This is a genomic window from Dictyoglomus thermophilum H-6-12 (assembly GCF_000020965.1).
GTDB lineage: Bacteria > Dictyoglomota > Dictyoglomia > Dictyoglomales > Dictyoglomaceae > Dictyoglomus > Dictyoglomus thermophilum.
On sequence record NC_011297.1, the window covers coordinates 570653 to 591753 of the forward strand.

A 21101-nucleotide genomic window follows, 5' to 3' on the forward strand; every position below is an offset into this window, starting at 1 on the left:
CGTCTCCTTAAATTTTAATCTGATAATTAATTATACAACGTAGATTAGCTTGAAAATATTATCAAATAGAGTGTAAAATTTTTAAAAATAACTTGTGTTAGTTCAAAATATTTTGCATTTAAATAATTTGGAGGAATAAAATGACAAAAAAGAAAAAAGCTCCTACTAGTTGGGACGTGGCTAGACTTGCAGGGGTTTCTAGATCTACCGTATCTTTTGTGCTTAATAATACCCCTGGAATAAAAATAAGTGAAGAGACAAGGAAAAGAGTGCTAGAGGCTGTAAAGGCTCTTGATTATAAGCCAAATGCTATAGCTAGGAGTCTTGCAAAGCAGAAAACAGAGGCTATTGCATTTTTTGTTTTGGATATTGCAAACCCAGTTTTTCCTAATATGGCAAGGGGTATAGAGGATGTTGCGAGACAGAATGGATATATTTTACTTCTTTGCAATACCGATGGTAAGAGTTTAAGAGAACTGAGATATATGAATATAATGTTGGAGAGGAGAGTAGATGGAATAATTGCTGGAGCATTATCTAATGAAGAGGTAAGCAAAATAGCCCAAAAGAAAAATATGCCTCTTGTAATTCTTGAACATCCAAGATTACAGGAACACGATGTAGTTTATGCTGATAATGTTAAAGGAAGTTATGAGGCAGTGATGCATCTTATTGAGTTAGGACACAATAGGATTGCTCATATAACCATAAACCCTGAAAGCATAATTGTTCAAGAGAGAATTGAGGGATACAAGAAAGCCCTTGAAGATGCTGGTATTCCTTTCGATGCTGATCTTTTGAAAATATTTTATGGGAAAGTTGATGAAGAAAGTGCAATAAACGAGCTGTTTTCACTTCCTGATCCTCCTACAGCCATTTTTACTTTTAGTGATTTTATGGCAATTCAAGTTATGAAGATATTAATTAGAAGGGGATATAGGATTCCAGATGATATTTCAGTAGTTGGTTTTGATGACACTCTTGCTAACTTAACAATACCTGCTTTAACTACTGTTTCTCAACCTTTTTATGAAATGGGTGCAAAGGCTGCTGAAATATTAATTGAAAGATTGAAAAATCCTAATATGCCTATACAGCATGTAAAATTGCCAACAAAATTAGTAATAAGAGAGAGTACTGCAAAAAGAAAATAAAAATCAAGTTTAAATTTAAATAATTTAAATTTTAACGATTATGGTATAATTTTACCAAATTATAAAAACGTTTTTTTGGGAGGTGTAAAAATTAAATGGTAGATTTGAAAGAAATTGCAGAGGCTGTGATAAAAGGAAATAGAAAAAAAGTCCAGGAACTTGTTAGCAAAGCTTTAGAGGATGGTTTGAGCCCTGAAGAAATTATAAACAACGGTCTTCTTGCAGGTATGAGTGTAGTTGGGGAGAGATTTAAAAACAATGAAATCTTTGTGCCAGAAGTATTGGTTTCTGCTAGGGCAATGCAGGCTGGAATGGATATACTAAAACCCTTGATTGCTAAGAACCCTGGTATTATTAAAGGGAAAGTAGTTATAGGAACGGTTAAGGGAGATTTGCATGATATAGGTAAAAATTTAGTAGCTATGATGTTAGAAGGAGCTGGATATCAAGTGTTTGATTTAGGAATTGACGTTCCACCAGAGAAATTTGTGGAAGCTATAAAGGAGTATAATCCAGATATAGTAGGTATGTCTGCTTTATTGACTACCACAATGCCTCAAATGGGAGTAACTATAGAAGTTCTTAAGAAAGAGGGGGTAAGAGATAAAGTTAAGGTAATTGTGGGAGGAGCTCCTGTTACAGAGACTTTTGCTAAAGAGATAGGTGCTGATGGTTATGCTCCTGATGCTCCTTCTGCAGTAGAGCTTGTGAATCAACTCTTAGGTTTAAAGTAAATGCATGAGATCAAGGTATTAAACGAGAATAAAATTATATATGCAAATGAGGGAGAAAATCTCCTTGATATATTGAGGGATAACAATATAAATATTGTCTCTCTATGTAATGGCGTGGGATGGTGTGGAAAGTGTAAAGTAAAGATTTGGAGTGGAAAAGTTTCAGCCTTAACGGGAGAGGAGAAAAAACTTCTTTCTGATGAAGAGATTAAAAATAATATTAGACTTGCTTGTCAATTGTGTATTAAGGATGACTTAGAAATAGAAATTTTAGAGAAACATGATTTTTTTAACTTTTCTAAAGGATTGGAATATAAGTTTGTTTTAAACCCTCCTATAAGGATAAGTAAAATTTTCCATAAAATAGATGAAAGAGATATAGTTAAGTCTTATTTAGAATGTATAGAAAAATATGGTGTTTTTGTAAAAGATTTGAATCTGGTTAAGAAATTGACAAATTTTGTCAAAGATAATTATTTTGATGCGTCCATAATAATCTTTGATGAAGAAATTATAGATATAAGAGAAAAAGATTTGGAAAAAATTTATGGGGTTGCGGTAGACTTGGGAACTACAACTCTTGTAGCTACTCTTTTTGATATCACTAATGGTGGAAATTTAGGGGCTAAGATGGAGGTTAATCCTCAGGTATCTTATGGGGCTGATGTCCTTTCTAGGATTAATTACATAATGACTCATAGGAATGGGCTCCCTGTCTTACAGGATTTAATAGATTCTAAAGTAGAAAATATGATTTTAAGTCTTTGTGAAGAAAATAAAATAAATCCTGAGGACATATATCTAATTTCTGTAGCTGGTAACTCGATAATGACTCATATTTTTTTAGGGGTAAATCCCTTAAGTATTGGTGTTTTTCCTTTTACACCAGTGTTTAGAAGGGGTTTAATAGTGTCATCTCGGAATCTTTTTAAGGGTATCAGAAATGCAAAAGTTTATACTTTTCCTCTTATTTCTGGATATGTAGGGGGAGATATTGTCTCTGGAATACTTGCTGTGGGTATGGATTATGAAGATAAAAATATCCTTCTTATAGACATAGGAACTAATGGAGAGATAGTACTAAAGTACAAAGATGAATTTTATGCCTGTGCTACTGCAGCAGGCCCTGCTTTTGAGGGAGGAAATATATCTCAAGGGATGATAGCAGTAAATGGTGCTATAGATCATGTATGGCTTGAGGATGAAAATATAAGGTATAGCGTAATTGGAGATGAGCAGGAAAAAGGTATAACTGGTTCTGGATTAATAGATGCGGTAGCTTTAATGCTTGATCTAAAAATAGTCGATGAGACAGGTAGAATGAAAAAGGAGTACTTTAATATAGGAAAGGTAAAGATAACTCAAAAGGATATAAGAGAGTTCCAATTAGCAAAATCTGCAATAAGGGCTGGAATAGAAATGGTTCTTATTAAGGCTGGTATTTCTTATAAGGATTTGGATAAGGTATATATATCAGGTAATTTTGGAAACTATATTAATTTAGAAAATGCCATCAAAGTGGGACTTTTACCTCCTCTTGAAATGGGAAAATTTGTAATATCGGGAAACACCTCTTTAATTGGAGCAGAGCTACTACTTCTTGATAAAAATTTTATTAAAAAAAGTGAATCTATTATTAGCAAGATTAAATATATAGAATTATCCTCATCTTCCGAGTTTCAAGATTTATTCATTAAGTTTATGAGATTGGGGGCGGGATATTATGAATAACAAAAATAAAAGGCTTGTTATTCCACTTTTAGGAGCCCCTGGGGTCAAACTCACGGATACTACTCTTAAAGAAAACTTGAGCGATCCCTTTGTTCAATTTAAGACTCTTTATAAGATTGTGGAGAGATTTAATCCTGATGGAATTTTTCCTTTTATGGATCTCACAGTAGAGGCAGAGGCTTTGGGTTTAAAGATTGAGTTTCCTGAGAATGATAACCCATCGGTTAGGGAGCATCCTGTTAAAAATAGAGATGCTTTAAACGAGATAAAGAGAAAATGGAAGGGTGTCTCTGAAAGAATGATTACTTTTATAAAAGTTTGTGAGATGATGGCAAAAGAGTTTAATATTTTAAAGGGAGGATATGTGATAGGACCTTTTACCCTTGCAGGAGAGCTTGTGGGAGTTAATGATTTAGGAATTAATGTTATAGAAGATCCAGATTTTGTTGAAGAGGTCGTAGATTTTACAACAAGTGTAATTTTCGAGTATGCTAAGGCTCTTTTGGAAACGGGTATAGATATGATTGCAGTTTTAGAGCCTACAGCGGTAATTCTTTCTCCCCAGCAATTTAGGGAATTTTCAATGAAACATTTTAAACATCTTTCATCAGAATTAAAAAAACCAGTTATTTATCATATATGTGGGAATACCAAGCATTTAATTGAGGATATGGGAAAAAGTGGTGCATGGGGTTTGAGCCTTGATAGTGCTGTTGATCTGAAATGGGCTTCTGAAATAGTTCCTTCGGATGTTAGACTCATAGGTAATTTAGATCCTGTAAAAGTATTCTTACAGGGTAATCCTGAGATGATATATGAAAAGACTAAGGAACTTTTGGAAAAAATGAGAGATGTAGATAATTTCATACTAAGTTCGGGCTGTGATATTCCTTTGGGAACACCTTTAGAAAATATTGATGCGTTTATGCAGGCTGCTAAAAGTTTTAAATAGTTATTGAAAAACTCCGACGATTTTGGTATTATATCTGATAAACTTTATAAAATTTTAGGAGGTGATGAAGTTGGTATGGATCATGCCTTGCCCGAAAAGGGCGGTTCACATAGAAGCAAATATACTGAAACTTTATAAAAGGAGGTATGAGGATGTTAAGGACAATTGAAGAAATAAATGAGAAAATCCGCCAGGGTAAGGCAGTGGTGGTTACTGCTGAAGAGATGATTGATATTGTAAAAGAAAAGGGTGTGGAGAAGGCAGCAAAGGAGGTTGATGTGGTAACCACAGGAACATTTGGCATTATGTGTTCGTCAGGAATATATTTTAATATAGGACATACAAAGCCAAGGATAAAGTTAGGTGGAGGAAAGGTTTATTTAAATGGGGTTCCAGCTTATGCTGCTTATGCTGCAGTAGATCTTTTCCTTGGAGCAAATGCACTTCCTGATGATGATCCGAGAAACAGATATTATCCTGGTGATTTTGAATATGGTGGAGGACATGTGATAGAGGATCTTGTTTCTGGAAAAGAGATTAGAATTACAGCACAAGCTTATGGTACAGATTGTTATCCCAGGAAGTTTTTAGACGCATACATAACTATACACGATTTAAATGAGGCTGTACTTTTTAATGTGAGAAATGCTTATCAAAATTATAATGTGGCTGTAAATTCTTCAGATAAAACCATATATACATATATGGGTATGTTAAAACCTCGTTTTGGAAATGCAAATTATAGTAGTGCAGGACAACTCTCTCCTCTTTTAAATGATCCTTATTATAAGACTATTGGAATAGGAACTAGAATATTTCTTGGTGGAGGAATAGGATATGTGGCCTGGCATGGTACACAGCATAACCCTAATGTAGAAAGAACAGAAAGAGGAATACCTAAGGGAGGAGCAGGTACCCTTGCAGTTATAGGAGATCTCAAGCAGATGAGCAGTGAGTGGCTCCGAGGGGTAAGTATGAAGGGTTATGGGGTATCTCTTGCTGTTGGAATAGGAGTTCCGATTCCTGTTTTAGATGAGGAGATCGCTTTTTATACATCGGTAAGTGATGAAGATATATTAGCACCTGTAGTGGATTATGCTACTACTTATCCTAATAGAGGCTCTGAGGTAATAACTTATGTGAGTTACAAAGAACTGAGAAGTGGAGAAATAGAACTTTTTGGGAAAAAGGTTCCTACAAGTCCTCTCTCTAGCTATCCTAAGGCAAGGAGAATTGCAGAAATTCTCAAGGAATGGATTAAAGAAGGTAAATTTTTACTTACTTCTCCATCTGCTCCAATTCCTGGGGTAGAATCGGGGATTAAATTTAAGCCCTTTAGTGGGAGAGAGATATTGGAGGAGGTGGAGAAGAGATGAGAACGGAAAGAATAGTTTTGCATTTTCCTAAAGAGCTTGCAGATAAACCAGTGATTGTGAACTTGGTAAAGAAGTTTAATTTAGATTTTAATATATTAAAGGCAACTATCACCCCTGATGCGGAAGGGGTTATGGTGTTGGAAATAACAGGGGAAGATAATAAGTTTTCAGAAGGTATCGAATATTTAAAAGAGCTTGGTGTTTCTATACAGCCTTTATCAAAGGATGTAATATGGCTTGAAGATAAATGCGTCCACTGTGGATATTGTGTGAGTTATTGTCCTACAAAAGCGCTCAATAGAGATGAAAAAACTCTAACTGTTAGTTTTGATTCTCAGAAATGTACTGCATGTGGAATATGTGTTGAGATTTGTCCATATAGTGCTATGGAGATGAAAATTTTTGTATAGGCTAACTCAGATTTAAAGGGGGAGAGATTTTTTCATTTTCTCCCCCTTATTTTATGAGATGTCTTCAGATAAGTATGTAGAGAGAACTTATAGAAAGTATATGAAAGCTCTTGATCTTGTATCTTTTCAGGTAAAGATACAAGAAAGTGATCTTTATATTTTGGCAAAAAAAGATTTAAAAAAAGAAGCTGAAAAGTTTTTACTTTTCTATAGAAAGCAAATTGAGGATTATATTTTAGAAGATCCAGTATTTAAATTAACTCTAAGTCCACATAGACCAAAGGATAATGCTCCTGAAATAGTGCAAGATATGTGCTTTTGGTCAGGGAAAGCAGGAGTTGGACCTATGGCATCGGTTGCTGGAGCTATAGCAGAATATGTAGGAAAGGAACTTCTAAATTACTCCGATGAAGTAATTGTTGAAAATGGGGGTGATATATTTATTTCAACAAAAAAAGAGAGGAAAGTAGCAATATTTGCAGGAGAATCGCCTTGGAGTAATAAAATAGGAGTTTTAATTCCCCCTAACTCAACCTTAGGAGTATGTACATCTTCAGGTAAAGTAGGTCCTTCATTAAGTTTTGGAGTGACAGATGCGGTTATGATTGTTTCTAATTCTGCGGTATTTTCTGATGCTTTGGCGACAGCTGTTGGGAATATGATTAAAAATGAAAAGGATGTAGAATTGGGAATTGAATTTGCACGAAAATTCCCTGAAGTAATACAGGTTGTGATAGTTTTTGATAAACATCTTGGAGTTTGGGGGAATCTTGAGCTTATAAAGTTATAATCATATAATTTCAATTACTACCTGAACATTATCATCGACATCATTTATATCAACAATTCTTCCTTTAAAATCGGGATCATTAATTAGATTTTTTATTTCTTCAGGTGATATCTCTATCTTTTCTCCATATTTTCCAGCATAGGTACTGGCAAATTTTAAGCCCCAGCTTAAAAATGATAGAGGAACCGTTATATTTACAATATTTCTTTCTTTTTCAACGACATTTACTCTTAAATATCTTTTCTCTTTTTTACTTACTTCTTCAAGCTTTTTTATAAGTTCTTCTGCCTCATCGGCCCTTATTCTTCCTTCTTCTACAAGTTTTAGAATTTTATACCTCTCTTCCCTCATCTTTATATTCCTCCTGTATTTAGGGAATATTAGTTTTATGCCAGTATAAATGAAAACTAAAGGCCATAGTTTCCAAAGGTCTTTTAATACAGGGACATCAAAATTATTAGCTAAAAGTGACAAGCCAATGATTATTAGAAAAATACTCCAAAAGACTTTATTAAACATTTTCTCCCTCCTCTAAAATCTTAAGGGCATCTTGTACAGTTATCTCTCCTTTTTCCAACTTATTTATGATCCATTTAACTTTATCTTTAGGTTCTTCCTCTTCCTCGAGGAGTCCTAACTTTTTAAGAATATTATCTAACTTACTCCTTACCGTAGGATAAGAAAGTTTTAGAATTCTTTCCATTTCCTTAACGTTTCCTCGAGTTTTTAAAAATAGCTCTAAGAATTCAAGTTCTTCTTGAGGAAGGCTTGCTAAACGGTTTACCCAAAACTCTCCTTCTATAGTAATTTTGCAATTAGGGCATTCTAATTTTTTTATTATCATTTCGTTGCCACATATAGGGCATCTCGGTAAAGGATGAGACATTTTTATTCCTCCTTTAAATTTTCATGGATAATTTTATAAAGTTTAAAATAAAAAATCAATATTTTAAAAATTGATTTTAAAAATAGAAAAATTTACTCGGATCTTAAGGCTTGAATGGGATCTAAATTGGCAGCTCGCATAGCTGGTAAGACTCCAAATATGAGTCCAATAAAGAGTGAGAAAGAGAATCCAAGAATTAAAGTTGAGTAAGAAAGGCTATAAGGTACCTCAAATTTAGAGAGGATCTCTCCTGCAATAATAGAAAGAGCTATGCCAAGGGTTCCCCCAATCATTCCTAAAAAAGCAGATTCGGTTAGGAATTGTATGAGAATGTCTCTTTTCTTAGCTCCAATTGCTTTTCTAATTCCAATCTCTTTATATCTTTCCGTTACAGAAACAAGCATTATGTTCATAATTCCAATGCCACCAACAATAAGAGAAATTGCAGCTATACCAGCAAGGGTTAGTGTTAATATGTTTAATATATCATTCATGGCAGAGAGAAGATCTTCCTGTTTTGCAATGACGAAATTTAATTTTCCTCTTCTTTGTTTTAAGACAAAGATTAATTTTTGTCTGTAGGTTTCTATGCTTTTATTTTCTTTAACCTGTGCAATGATGAAATTTAGAGTTTGGTCGCCCTTTAGCATTAATGCAGTGGTCAGCGGAATTATTATTCTTGAATCTAAATCTCCTAAGTTCTGACTATAGCCTCTTTCTTTTAGAATACCTATTATTCTGAAATTATGATCTCCGATCTTTATAATCTTGTTTGTTGCCTCTTTATAACTAATAGCTATACTTTTGGCTATTTTAGGTCCTACTATGCATACTTTTTCTTTGGCATCTTGCTCGTAGGATGTAAAAAACCTACCCTCAATTATTGAGTCTTTACTTATTAAGATTCCATCATTATCAGTGCCTTGTACATTGGCCTCTATGGGAAAAATCTGGTAATAGACATTATAGGGTGAGGATACTAAGGAAGAAACTAATAGTTCGTTCCTAAAGATGTTTCTAAGATATAATAGGTCATTGTAACTAAAAAGTTGAGGCATTCCTCTTCTTGGTCTTTGACCTTGTATGGATCTAAAAGTGCCTCCAGTCTCTGTGGAGGATGGAAATATTATTAGAGTATTACTGCCAAGGTTTTCTATTATCTGAAGGGTTTGGTTTTTAGCTCCTTCTCCAATAGAAATAAGCAATACAACAGAGAATACCCCTATAATTATTCCCAATATAGTCAAAAAAGATCTTAATTTATTAGATATTAGAGAATAAACAGCCAGTCTCAGATTCTCTTTAATTTGGGTTTTCATCTTTTTATCTCATTATCTATTTTTACTTTCTTATTATTGGCGATTTTGTCAATAGGGGATGTTATTATAAGATCTCCCTCTTTCAATCCTTCTTTTATTTCAATTTCGTCAAGAGTCATGTCTCCAATAATTACTTCTCTCTCTTGAGCCTTTCCATTTTCATAAACATACACATAGGTTTTTCCTTCTTTAAAAGTTATGGCGCTCAAGGGAATTGTAATAACATCTTTCTTTACTCCAATATTTATTATGGCTGAGATGGTCATTCCTTCTACTACTTTTTCTCCCAGTTGGGGAATAGGAATATATACTTCGTATGCGTAGGTTCCATCTTTATTTAAGGATGGAATTTTGCTTACATAAGTTACTTTCCCTTCCCATGGATTTTGATCAAGAGCATCTACAGTAATTATTGCTTTTTGGCCTTCTCTTATCTTTAGGACATTGTTTTCATCTACTTTCAAGATGGCATTTAGCGAGGTAGGATCAATTATGATAAAGGCAGGGTTATTTTGGGGTAAAGCTAAATTGAACATATTAAGTAAGCTTGAGAAGTTTCCCAATAAGTTGTTTAAGTTTAAGTTATTTTGTGAAATTTGTACTGTCTCATTGGGAGAGAGATTTACTTTAGCGATGAATCCATTTATGGGAGACTTAATTATTCTTTCTTCATATAATTTCTTCAAGGATTCATAATATGACTCTAAAGTTTTTATTTGATCTGATGTTATTTTAAACTCTGATTGAGAATTAAGAGTACCAAAGGCAATACTGATTTTAGCAAGATCAATTATATTTTTTATTTGCTCTATTTGCTTTTTTAAGTCTTCGGCATCTATTATTGCTAATATATCTCCTTTTTTAACTTTATCTCCTGGTTTTACCCTTACCTCTTTAACAACTCCTGAGATTTTTGGATAAATCTCTATTTTTCTTAAGAAAGAGAGGTTACCGCTTAGGTTAATTGTTAGATTTAGATCTTTCTTACTTATCTTTTCTACTTTTACAAGAATGGCGTTATTACTTTGATAGAAAACAGTTATTCCAATTGCTGTAAGGATTAGAACTATGATTAATAATCTTTTCATCTTTTCACTTCTCCTGTCCTTCAAGTTTTTCTAAGAATTCCTTTAAAAATTCAATATATCCTTTGGAATATCCTGCAAAGTTTTCTAAATTACGAAGAATAATTTTATCATATTCTTCTTTAAGAGTAGAATTATTTCCCATAAATAAATCTTTTGGAGCCTTGTAATTTTTAGTCTCGTTTATTTCTTTGAAGTATTTTGATTGTATTTCAAACAATTTACCTGCATCCTTTCTTGATGTCCATGCAGCTTTGATTCCTGCTTCTTCAGGGTTTTCTATTTTATATGGTTTTGCCTTTTTTAACGTTTCAATATATGCAGGATTTTTATTTAAAATTTGATACTCTTGATAATCTTCAAGGGTATAATGGTGGTTTTCTCCTTGAGCAATTACTTTTTCAAGATTAAAAATATTTTTTATAACATTTCCAAGAGGCATAGGATAAGCATGAAAAGGTTGGGTTAGATCTTGTAGATAGTGAAGGCTATAGGCAAAGAATCTAAATCCCCAGTAATAATCCCTTTTTTGGAAAGCTTCCCTTGCTAAATTCCAGAAGTGTATTATTCTCTTTGGGGCTTCACCTAATTTTAAAACTCCTCCAAGGGCAATGTAATACTGATGTCTCCAGCCTGAGCTTCCCCCTGTAAGCTTCTGCATGGAGTTTAAGTTGAGGTTTTCATCCATGCCATTGTCTGGTTCAGTAACATACCTTGTTATAATAGTAATGGCATCTATTGTGTCTCCTATTTTTTCTCCTCTATAAGGTATGGCATAAGCTGGGTTATAAGGAGAGGGATCATTGTAGGTATAAGGAGTTACCTTTATCTTGTTGTAGTTTTTCAACCACACATAGTCTTTTAATATTATTTCGGTCATTTCTCTGTGGGCTGACCAAGAGAAAATAGGAGATATGAGGATAAGAAATAAAATTCCTAAAAAGATAATTCTCTTTTTCATACTTTTGCCTCCCCAATCATAATATTCTTTCCCCTGAGTTCTTTTTAAAAAGGTAAATTTTTTTAGGCAATGAAAAGGCTATTTTTTCACCACAACGATATATTTCTCCTGATTTAATTTCTATTTTGATAGAGCTATTATCTTCTAACTGTACATGGAGAACCTTCGAAATGTCGGCTGGAGTTCCATCTATGAAATATATTTCACCTTTTATTTCACCATTAGGATTTATCTCTACGTCCTTTCCATGGAATCCTAAAAGATACTCTCCATCTTCTATTTTTTTATCTAAAGGAATAGTCTTATCTCTCCACATAATCTGAGAATTAATTACTTTTACTTCTAGCAGGTTCATAGAAGGTTTTCCAAAGAAGGAAGCCACAAAAGAGTTTTTAGGATTGTTTACTATTTCCTCATAAGTTCCCACTTGTATTATCTCTCCGTTATTCATAATCCCTATTAGATCTCCTATGCTTATTGCTTCAGTTTGATCATGGGTTACATATACGGAGGTTACGTTAAAGGTTACAAGTAGCTTTTTTAATTGAGCTCTTGTAATAACTCTGAGTTTTGCATCAAGATTAGATAAGGGTTCATCAAAAAGCATGACCGATGGATTTCTTATTATACATCTTCCTATGGCTACTCTTTGTTGTTCGCCTCCAGAAAGCTCTTTAGGTTTCTTATCTAATAAGTATTCAAAACCTACTCCAAGAATTTTTGCTGTCTCTCTTATTTTTTCATCAATTTCCTTTTCAGGGACCTTTTTAATCCAGAATGGAAAGGCCAAGTTTCCTCTCGCTTTATAGTGAGGATATAGAGCATAGTTTTGAAAAACCATGCCAATTCTTCTTTCGTAGGGAGACAATTCACTCACATCTTCGCTGTTAAAAAATATTTTTCCTTCGTCAGGCTTTTCTAAGCCCGCAATTACTTTTAGAAGAGTTGTTTTGCCACAACCAGAAGGGCCTAATATGGAGATAGTTTTTCCTGCTGGTATATTTAAGTTGATATTTTTAAGAGCATATATGGTTTCATTTTTTGCTTTAAAGGTTTTTGTAATATTTTCTAATCTAATCTCTATACTCATTGATTAGATGTTAAAAATTTTTTCATCAATAGGAGGATTTATCTTGAAGTTTTTATACACTCTTCTGTGAACTAATTCGTTTTGTCCATTTGTATTTTCATATTGTTCTAATTGAATTGGAATAAAATTATTCTTTTCAATATATATTCTTTGAAGCGAGTAATTATAAAGTCTGTCTCTACTATCTCCAATCTCAATTACATAACAGCTATATCCCAATATATTTACCTCTTTTATAGATTGAGGATTATACTTAGTTAGGATATCGACAATATACTCAAGACTCAGTTCGTTTACTCTTCCTCTTCTTATGGAAAGTACTATAGGATCATCTACGTTAAGAGATAAAGGTATAAAGCTTAGAACTCCTCCCTTTTTGTATCTTACTCTGCCATTCTGGTATACAATAATAGTGCCTTTATCTTTTCCCTCCATGATTTCTAATCTTATTTTGTCGGGTTTTTGAAAATAGTACTCATAGGTTATATTTTCCTCATTATTTCCAGCTTTGTTATATACTTCAAGAATGCAAGAAAAGGTTTTTAGATTTTTATAGGATGAAATTGTTTTTTGCAGAATTTCTTCGTAGGATATAGCAAAGGAGGGTTTGTTTGTCCCCAATAAGGTGAGAACGAATAATAATAAAATTATGTATTTTATAAATCTTATTTTTCTCATATTTCCTCTATTTTGACCTGTTCAAAAGTCTCTATGGTTCCATAGATGTCTTTACCAAAATACAAAAGGGGTTTAAATTTTTCAGGAATGTATGTGTTTTTAAAAATTTCTTCATGGGCTTGGGCGTATTGTACTCTGCCAATTATAAGGTGGTGATCTGCAGGAAGTTCAATAATCTTTTCAAGAGTACATTCGATATGAGCTAAACATTCTTTTATTATAGGCGATTTTATTTTATTGGCTGGAATGGGAGTGAGATTTGCTTTTTTAAATTTATTCACTTTCCTTCCTGAGAATCTTCCGCAAATAAAAACAGCTTTTCTTAAAGAATAATCGGGTATGTTTATTGCAAAGTCTCCTGTTTCTTTTATAAGTTCGTAGGTATATCTTTCAGGTCTTAAGCTTATACTGATAAGAGGAGGATTTATACTTATAGGCGTAATCCAAGATGCAGACATTACATTTGGATTATTATTTTTTCCAATACTTGTTATTAAAATCCCTGGTAAAGGGTGTAAAAGATATACAAAATTTGTTTTTACTTCATGATACATGAGAATCAACTCCTATATTTTTAATATCCACTCGAAGTCATAATTTTTAGCTGTAAAGACCCCATTTTTATACTCTAATTTTTCTGTTTCTAAAAAGACTATAATTTGGGATCCAAATTTATTAAGGTCCTTTGTTTTATTATATTCTTTTATTGCAGAAAGAGGAAAGGTTAGGAATAGGGTTTTTCCATTATATAAGTCTTTATCATCTTCAGTGTAAAGTACTATGTTGATGGTTGTTTTATCAGGGAGTTCTGAAGAGTTTAGTATGTTTACCAGATTTTTAAGAATTCTGTTTATCATAGAAGGATAAGGTAAACCTTTTTGTTGTAGTTTTGTATAAAAAGATAGATTTAGTCCAATAGCAGGGTGATATATGGGTATACTCATCTTAAAGGTATCATCCAGAGATTTGAGATCTTTTTCTAAATTTCCTTTAGATAGATTACTAAAAGTTAAAGCATGTAGAACAAAAATTGTAGCTGGTTTTTTAGGCGGTTGAGTCTTTGTGGTAGTTTGGGTCTGAGCAAAAATTATAGTTGATAAAAACAGTATCAGGGTAAATATGAAAATATAATTTTTTCTCATTGGTCTTATGCCTCCTATAAATTAATTTAACTTTTAAGTATTATATAATAGTTTATCATGAATAACCAATTTGATAGCGAAAAGAAAATATTCATAATACCATCCAGAAAGAAAAAAGAATTTCTCGAAAGAATTGAGAAAGATCTCAACGAAGAACAAAGAAAAGTAGTTTTAGAGGCAGATGGTCCTTCTTTGGTTATTGCTGGACCAGGTTCCGGAAAAACAAGGACTATTGTTTATAGAGTAGGCTATCTTGTAGCTCTTGGCTATTCTCCAAAAAACATTATGCTTTTAACCTTTACTAACCAGGCTGCAAGACATATGATTAACAGGACTCAGGCTCTTATAAGGGAGAGTATTGAAGAGATTTGGGGTGGTACTTTTCATCATGTGGGAAATAGAATATTGAGAGTTTATGGCAAGATAATAGGCATTAATGAGCAATATAACATTCTTGATAGAGAAGATTCATTGGATCTCATTGATGAATGTCTTGAGGAGTTATTTCCAGAAGAGAATCTTGGTAAAGGAATCTTGGGTGAGCTTTTTAGCTATAAGGTAAATACAGGAAAGAATTGGGATGAAGTTTTAAAGATAAAGGCACCTCAGATAATAGATAAAATTGAGATTGTGCAGAAGGTTTTTGAGAGATATGAGAAAAGGAAAAGAGAGCTTAATGTTCTTGATTATGATGATCTACTTTTCTTTTGGTATAGATTGCTTTTGGAGAGTGAAAAGACGAGGAAGATTTTAAATGACAGATTTTTATATATTCTTGTGGATGAGTACCAAGATACTAATTGGCTTCAGGGAGAAATCATAAGGCTTACGCGAGAGGAAAATAAGAATATATTGGTAGTAGGAGACGATGCTCAAAGTATATACTCTTTTAGAGGAGCAACCATCGAAAACATCTTATCTTTTCCAGAAATTTTTCCAGGCACACGGATTTTTTATTTGGTTTTCAATTATAGGAGCACTCCTGAAATAATAAATCTTGCAAATGAGATAATTAAAAGGAATACAAGACAATATTTTAAAGAGATAAAACCTGTTTTGAAAAGTGGAAGTAAGCCAAAACTTGTATGGGTGAGGGATGATGAGGAGGAAGCACAATTTGTAGTAGAGGTTATAAAAGAGTTACATAAAGAGGGTGTAAAATATAAGGACATAGGTGTACTTTTTAGATCCAATTATCATTCTATGGCCGTTCAAATGGAACTTACTCTGCAAGGGATTCCCTATGAGGTTAGGGGAGGTTTAAGATTTTTTGAACAGGCTCACATTAAAGATATGATCTCTCTGCTGAAGATACTTTTTAATCCTCAAGATGAAATATCCGCTCAGAGATTTTTTAAATTATTTCCAGGTATTGGTAGAGCTTATGCAAAAAAACTTTCTCAAGTTTTGAAAGAGTCTAAGGATTTTGATAAGATTTTTCAGATGCAGTTTAGTGGAAGGACTCTTGAGGGTTTGAGGATATTAAAAAACATTTGGGATAAAATAAAGGTTATTCCTGTTCAAAACTTTTCGGAGATTTTAAGGGTATTTTTTAATGAATATTACAAAGATTACTTGGAAAGAAATTATCCTGATTTCAAAGATAGAGAAAAGGATGTTGATCAACTTATTCTTCTTTCTGAAAGGTATGATGATCTTGAGAAGTTCTTAAGTGAGCTTACTCTTTATACTTATGCAGGAGAAAAATTATTAGAAGAGGAAGAAGAAGAGAAAGATTTTGTAGTTTTGTCTACAATTCACCAGGCTAAGGGACTCGAGTGGCATGCTGTGTTTATTTTGAGGCTTGTTCAGGGAGATTTTCCATCCTATAAAAGTATGGATAATATAGAAGAAGAAAGAAGGCTTTTTTATGTGGCTGTTACAAGAGCAAAAAGAGAACTCTATGTTATTACTTATCTTACGAGAAAAGTAAAAGATATGAATGTTTTTACTAAGCCATCTATCTTCCTCGAAGAGCTCCCTTACAAAGAGCTCTTCGAGGAGTGGATAGTTCAAAGAGAGATTTAGTAATTATTGATTTTTTAATAGTTCGTTAGCTTGTTCTGCAAATATATAATCCACTACTTCCACATCTACATTTTTTACTCCATCTATTTCCTTGACTGCTTTTTTAATGGATAAGGCTAATTGTATCCCTAAAGGGCAGAATGGAGTTGTAGGTCTAAAAACTATTTTTACATTTCCGTCATTGTCTATCTCTAATTTTTCTATGGTGTTTAGAGTGACTAAGTCTAATCCTACCTCAGGGTCTATAATTTCTTTTAATTTATTTTCTATTGTTTCCTTTAAATTCATACCATTCACCTCGTAATTTTTTGTTAGTATAATATAATAAAATGTCCTCTGATAAAATTAAAGAAATATTAAAATTTACTTGGGAGGTAAGTAATGAAGAAAATACTAATCGTTGAAGATGAACAAAATGTTAGGGGGCTTATTAAGGAGACCCTTGAATTCCTAAACAAATATGAAATCCACGAGGCAGGTACAGGTAAGGAGGCATTAGAGAAAATAAAGGAGTTAAATCCGGATCTTGTAATTTTGGACATAATGCTCCCTGATATTGATGGATATACAATATGTGAGCAGATTAAAGAGGATCCTTCATTAAATTCTCTTGTCCTAATACTAACAGCAAGGTCTAGTGATCTTGATAAAAGAGTTGGCTATAGTATGGGCGCAGATGATTATATGACTAAGCCTTTTGGACTTGCAGATTTAATTACTAGAGTAGAAAATCTTTTGGGAGAGTAAGATTTTTAAGGTTAGGGCTCTTTTTTTATGGTGAAGACTTATTATAACGAAACAAAAGAAAGGCTTTTGTCTTTATTTAGAGCCTTACTTCTTTTTATAGCCTTACTACTTGTGAAGTTTGATATAATCCCTCCAATAAACCAAAGCATTTTTAATATATTTCTTGTTTTTTCTTCTATTTATATATTGATCACAACCATATTTCCTGTATATAAGTATCCTATTTTTTATAAGCATGAGATTTTTACTGCGATAGATGTGATCTTGGTAGCCATACTTGTATATCTTACTGGAGGAATTTCAAGTGATCTATATTTGTTCCTTATTTTTCCGATAGTATCTTCTGCTTTTAGATATGATTTCAGATCTGCTATACTTTCTGCCATATTAGTTACTCTTGTTTTTATACTTTTTGGAATTATTCAGGGTGTTAACATAATCTTAAGTAATACTTATATTAGAGTTGTTGAGCTTGGAGTTATAGCTATTGTTCTTGCTTTATTCTTGAATTATATTGGTAGAGAAAGTTTAAAACTTGAGCAAAAGATAAATGAAATGAAGATATTCTCTGAGATAATAAAAACCGTTAACTCATCTTTGGAAACTAAGGAAATTCTATCTCTAATTTTAGATTCTGCAGTGAAACTTTTAGGGGCTGATGGTGGAACTATTTTTTTAAAAGATAAAGATACAGGGGATTTGATCTTTGAGAGAGCTATTGGAGAGAAAGGAGAATTATTAGAGGGTAAGAAATTGTCTAAAGGAGAAGGTATTGTAGGTTGGGTAGTAGAAAATGGAACTCCTATAATTATAAATAATCCTCAGAAAGATCCAAGATTTTCAAGCTATTATGATAAACTCTCTGGATTCAAAACAGGCTCAATAATTTGTGCCCCTTTAAAAGTTGGAGATGAAGTTCTAGGAGCTATAGAGGTTATAAATAGCAATAGAAATAGGAAATTTACCGAGTATGAGCTTGATATGCTTATGAATTTAGCATACGAGACCTCTGTAGCTCTAAATAAGGCAATTCTCTATAACGAAGTGAATTTAGAAAGAGAGAAAATGAAAAAGATTCTTGAAAATGTTGGTGATGGTTTGGTTATTTTAGATGGAAGAAAAAGATTGTCCATGTTTAATAATGTGGCAGAAGAGATATTTAAATTATCTCCTGAACAGAAAGAGAAAAGATGTACAGAAGTTTTAAAGTGTAGGAATTTATCTGGAGAATTAATGTGTTCTGAATGTCCGTTGGATAAAATGGTGTTTCAGGGGCTTTCTTTGATGCAATATGAGATGAAGGTTTGGAATGGAGAAAAAGAAATTATTTTAGGATGCAATCTTTCTAGTACTTGGGAGGGTAGAAAGGTTACCAATTTTATCCTTGCTCTTAGGGATATAAGTTTGGCAAAGGAGCTTGACAGGATGAAATCAGAATTTGTTGCTAATGTATCTCATGAGTTAAAGACACCTTTAACAGCTATTAAAGGCTATAGTGAGCTTCTAATAAAAATGAATCTACCACCAGAAAAAGTAAGAAATTATTATCAGATAATATATAAGGAATCGGAACGCTTAACTCAATTAATAAATGATTTACTTGAAGTTTCAAGAATAGAATCTGGTAAGATTGAACTTAAAAAGGAAATGGTGGAAATAAGAAAGGTAATAAAAGAAAGAGCTACTTTTTTCCAAACGCAGACTTCAAAGCATACAATAGTTTTGCAATTCCCTGAGTATCCTACCTTTATTCTTGGAGATAATGCAAGACTTGCTCAGGTTTTTCATAATCTTTTAGATAATGCTATTAAATACTCGCCTAATGGAGGAAATATATGGGTAAGAGTTTCAGATAAAATGGAGGATATAGTAATAGAGGTGCAAGATCAAGGGATAGGAATCCCTCCTGAGCATCTTCCTCATATTTTCGATAGGTTCTATAGAGTAGATAGCTCTTTGAGGAAGTCTACAAGTGGAACGGGGCTTGGTCTTTCAATAGTTAAGAGCATCATAGAAGCTCATGGAGGAAAGATCTCAGTAGCAAGCAAGGTGGGAGAGGGTACTACCTTTACTATAAGGCTTCCAAGAAGGTTTTCTCTTGTAGATCCTCTCACAGGAACCCTCTCTTTACCTTACTTTTTCCCTCTGTTATGGAGGGAGATGTATAAAGTCCAAGGGCCTTTTGCTTTTGGTAGAATCTATTATGAATTTGAGGGGCTCATATCTGATAATGTGAGAAAGAATACTATTTATAACCTTGCAAATAGATTAAAAGAAAGGTTAAGACCCAATGATCTAATTGGGCATGGTTTTAATAGATTTTATCTTTTTACAAGGACAGTAATGGATATAGAAGAAAAAGTCTCCCATATCCCTTTAGGAGATATGGGAGACTTAAAGGTACATCTGAAATTTTTAACTTCTGTTAATAATAGTATAGAAGATGTGGTCAGGCTTGTGAACGAGGATTTTTAGCGACTCTCCCATGTAGAAATACTGTAGTTAGGTGCCTCTTTTGTTATTATTACATCATGAGGATGGCTTTCTCTTAATCCTGCATTGGTAATTTTTATGAATTTGGTTTTGGTTCTTAACTCTTCTAAGTTTTTAACCCCACAATAACCCATTCCCGATTTTAGCCCACCAACAAGTTGGAATAATACTTCTGAGACAGGTCCTCGATAAGGAACTCTTCCTTCAATACCTTCAGGTACTAATTTTTCCGATTGTTCCTGAAAATATCTATCTTTACTTCCCTCTTTCATTGCTGATAAAGATCCCATTCCTCTATAGACTTTGAAACTTCTTCCCTGATATATCTCTATTTCGCCAGGACTCTCTTCTGTTCCTGCAAGTAGACTTCCCAGCATTACTGCATGAGCCCCTGCTGCTATTGCTTTTGTTATATCTCCTGAAAATTTTATGCCCCCATCAGCAATAATTGGCACATTGTACTTTTTTGCTTCTTTTGCACATTCCCATATGGCAGAAAATTGGGGAACTCCTATTCCAGCTACTACTCTTGTGGTACATATAGATCCTGGCCCAATTCCTACTTTTACTACGTCTGCGCCTGCATCAATTAAAGCTTTAGTGCCTTCTGCTGTAGCCACATTTCCTGCAACGATTACAACTTCTTTTGAAAACAATTTTTTGAGTTCATTTACTGTTTCTAATACCCTTTTGTGGTGACCATGAGCAGTATCTACTACAATTACATCAACTTCTGCTTCTACAAGGGCTTTTGCTCTTTTTATAGCCTCTTCCCCAACTCCTATAGCTGCTCCTGCAATAAGCCTACCTTTCTTATCTTTTGCAGCATTTGGATATTGTTTCATCTTTTGTATATCTTTAATGGTTATGAGCCCTCTTAGTTTAAAATCTTTATCTACTATAGGAAGTTTTTCAATTTTATACTTTTGAAGTATTTCTTGGGCATCTTTTATGGTTATTCCTACCTGAGCTACTATGAGGTTATCTTTTGTCATTATCTCAGATACCTTTTTATTCATGTTTGTCTCAAATCTTAAATCTCTGTTTGTAACTATACCTACTAGTTTTCCATCTTTTTCTACCACTGGAAGACCTGAGATATGATATTTTGCCATTATACTTAGAGCTTCTCCTACAGTTTGTTCAGGATGTAAAAAGATAGGATCTGTTATCATTCCGTGTTCAGATCTTTTTACCTTATCTACTTCCTCTGCTTGCCTTTCAATACTCATATTTCGGTGGATTATACCAAGCCCACCCTCCCTAGCTATGGCTATAGCCATTCTTGCTTCTGTTACCGTATCCATGGCAGCACTCAATATAGGTATATTTAAATGTATTCTTTCAGTGAGATAGGTATCTACACACACTTCCTTAGGGGTTACTTCACTATATGCTGGTACTAATAGTATGTCGTCAAAGGTTAAGGCTTCTCCTAAAAACCTTTCATCGAAGTTCATAACAAGATCCTCCTTTTGGTTTGTGAAAATTTTCAATTATTTTATTTAAGAGAGCTTTAAAAGTC

The 21101-nt window shown here is 33.2% G+C and carries 21 protein-coding genes; 10 read left to right on the forward strand and 11 right to left on the reverse strand.

From position 1 onward, the window contains the following. The first annotated feature begins 140 nt into the window (after positions 1-140). The 7 genes from DICTH_RS02680 to DICTH_RS02710 all read left to right on the forward strand — a co-directional run bounded on the left by DICTH_RS02680 (position 141) and on the right by DICTH_RS02710 (position 7147). The gene (locus DICTH_RS02680) at positions 141-1154 is read left to right on the forward strand and encodes a LacI family DNA-binding transcriptional regulator (RefSeq protein WP_012548766.1); all 1014 of its coding nucleotides are present in this window, start codon (positions 141-143) and stop codon (positions 1152-1154) included. Between the two features lie 95 nt (positions 1155-1249). Next, positions 1250-1888, forward strand: a complete 639-nt coding sequence (locus DICTH_RS02685; protein WP_012547679.1) for a cobalamin B12-binding domain-containing protein — start codon at positions 1250-1252, stop codon at positions 1886-1888. Next, entirely contained in the window at positions 1889-3619 is a 1731-nt protein-coding gene (locus DICTH_RS02690) for an ASKHA domain-containing protein (protein WP_012547913.1), read from the forward strand. After that, positions 3612-4571 (forward strand): methylcobamide--CoM methyltransferase, encoded by a 960-nt coding sequence (locus tag DICTH_RS02695; RefSeq protein ID WP_012547314.1) that lies wholly within the window; start codon positions 3612-3614, stop codon positions 4569-4571. The genes DICTH_RS02690 and DICTH_RS02695 overlap by 8 nt, the downstream gene beginning before the upstream one ends. Positions 4572-4723: 152 nt before the next feature. Then, a complete protein-coding gene (locus DICTH_RS02700; protein ID WP_012547654.1) occupies positions 4724-5947 on the forward strand; it encodes a homocysteine biosynthesis protein in 1224 nt (407 codons plus the stop codon). Then, a complete protein-coding gene (locus DICTH_RS02705; protein ID WP_012548112.1) occupies positions 5944-6357 on the forward strand; it encodes an NIL domain-containing protein in 414 nt (137 codons plus the stop codon). Before DICTH_RS02700 ends, DICTH_RS02705 begins: the two co-directional genes overlap by 4 nt. 58 nt (positions 6358-6415) lie before the next feature. After that, a complete protein-coding gene (locus DICTH_RS02710) occupies positions 6416-7147 on the forward strand; it encodes a UPF0280 family protein (RefSeq protein ID WP_012547442.1) in 732 nt (243 codons plus the stop codon). Here DICTH_RS02710 and DICTH_RS02715 read toward each other — a convergent pair whose 3' ends face one another. The 9 genes from DICTH_RS02715 to DICTH_RS02755 form a co-directional block, all read right to left on the reverse strand. Beyond that, complete coding sequence (locus DICTH_RS02715; protein WP_012547014.1) at positions 7148-7666, reverse strand: LiaI-LiaF-like domain-containing protein; 519 nt, start codon at positions 7664-7666, stop codon at positions 7148-7150. Next, positions 7659-8033, reverse strand: a complete 375-nt coding sequence (locus DICTH_RS02720; protein WP_012548157.1) for a DUF2089 domain-containing protein — start codon at positions 8031-8033, stop codon at positions 7659-7661. Before DICTH_RS02720 ends, DICTH_RS02715 begins: the two co-directional genes overlap by 8 nt. A gap of 92 nt (positions 8034-8125) precedes the next feature. Continuing rightward, positions 8126-9352, reverse strand: coding sequence for an ABC transporter permease (locus DICTH_RS02725; protein WP_012548786.1), 1227 nt, complete (start codon positions 9350-9352; stop codon positions 8126-8128). Further along, positions 9349-10440 (reverse strand): efflux RND transporter periplasmic adaptor subunit, encoded by a 1092-nt coding sequence (locus DICTH_RS02730; protein ID WP_012547912.1) that lies wholly within the window; start codon positions 10438-10440, stop codon positions 9349-9351. Before DICTH_RS02730 ends, DICTH_RS02725 begins: the two co-directional genes overlap by 4 nt. 4 nt (positions 10441-10444) lie before the next feature. After that, entirely contained in the window at positions 10445-11398 is a 954-nt protein-coding gene (locus tag DICTH_RS02735) for a phospholipase C/P1 nuclease family protein (RefSeq protein WP_012547649.1), read from the reverse strand. A gap of 16 nt (positions 11399-11414) precedes the next feature. Continuing rightward, the gene (locus tag DICTH_RS02740; protein ID WP_012548562.1) at positions 11415-12488 is read right to left on the reverse strand and encodes an ABC transporter ATP-binding protein; all 1074 of its coding nucleotides are present in this window, start codon (positions 12486-12488) and stop codon (positions 11415-11417) included. A 3-nt stretch (positions 12489-12491) separates the two neighbouring features. After that, the gene (locus DICTH_RS02745; protein ID WP_012547161.1) at positions 12492-13166 is read right to left on the reverse strand and encodes a LolA family protein; all 675 of its coding nucleotides are present in this window, start codon (positions 13164-13166) and stop codon (positions 12492-12494) included. Beyond that, on the reverse strand, positions 13163-13720 hold the full coding sequence (locus tag DICTH_RS02750; protein WP_012547815.1) for a flavin reductase family protein: 558 nt from the start codon (positions 13718-13720) through the stop codon (positions 13163-13165). Before DICTH_RS02750 ends, DICTH_RS02745 begins: the two co-directional genes overlap by 4 nt. Positions 13721-13732: 12 nt before the next feature. Continuing rightward, on the reverse strand, positions 13733-14308 hold the full coding sequence (locus tag DICTH_RS02755) for a hypothetical protein (protein WP_012546991.1): 576 nt from the start codon (positions 14306-14308) through the stop codon (positions 13733-13735). Between the two features lie 57 nt (positions 14309-14365). On the opposite strand from DICTH_RS02755, the gene DICTH_RS02760 reads away from it, so the two are divergent. After that, positions 14366-16336 (forward strand): ATP-dependent helicase, encoded by a 1971-nt coding sequence (locus DICTH_RS02760; protein WP_012547590.1) that lies wholly within the window; start codon positions 14366-14368, stop codon positions 16334-16336. A gap of 3 nt (positions 16337-16339) precedes the next feature. Here DICTH_RS02760 and DICTH_RS02765 read toward each other — a convergent pair whose 3' ends face one another. Then, positions 16340-16624: a metal-sulfur cluster assembly factor gene (locus DICTH_RS02765; protein WP_012548644.1), complete on the reverse strand. Its 285-nt coding sequence runs from the start codon at positions 16622-16624 to the stop codon at positions 16340-16342. Positions 16625-16717: 93 nt separating this feature from the next. Between DICTH_RS02765 and DICTH_RS02770 the strand changes: the two genes are divergently transcribed. Together DICTH_RS02770 and DICTH_RS02775 are read left to right on the forward strand one after the other, a co-directional pair. After that, a complete protein-coding gene (locus DICTH_RS02770; protein ID WP_012547146.1) occupies positions 16718-17083 on the forward strand; it encodes a response regulator transcription factor in 366 nt (121 codons plus the stop codon). A 27-nt stretch (positions 17084-17110) separates the two neighbouring features. Next, positions 17111-19558 (forward strand): ATP-binding protein, encoded by a 2448-nt coding sequence (locus DICTH_RS02775; RefSeq protein ID WP_012547257.1) that lies wholly within the window; start codon positions 17111-17113, stop codon positions 19556-19558. On the opposite strand, the gene guaB is transcribed toward DICTH_RS02775, so the two are convergent. After that, on the reverse strand, positions 19555-21036 hold the full coding sequence (gene guaB / locus DICTH_RS02780) for an IMP dehydrogenase (RefSeq protein WP_012548198.1): 1482 nt from the start codon (positions 21034-21036) through the stop codon (positions 19555-19557). The genes DICTH_RS02775 and guaB overlap by 4 nt on opposite strands. Positions 21037-21101 lie beyond the last annotated feature (65 nt).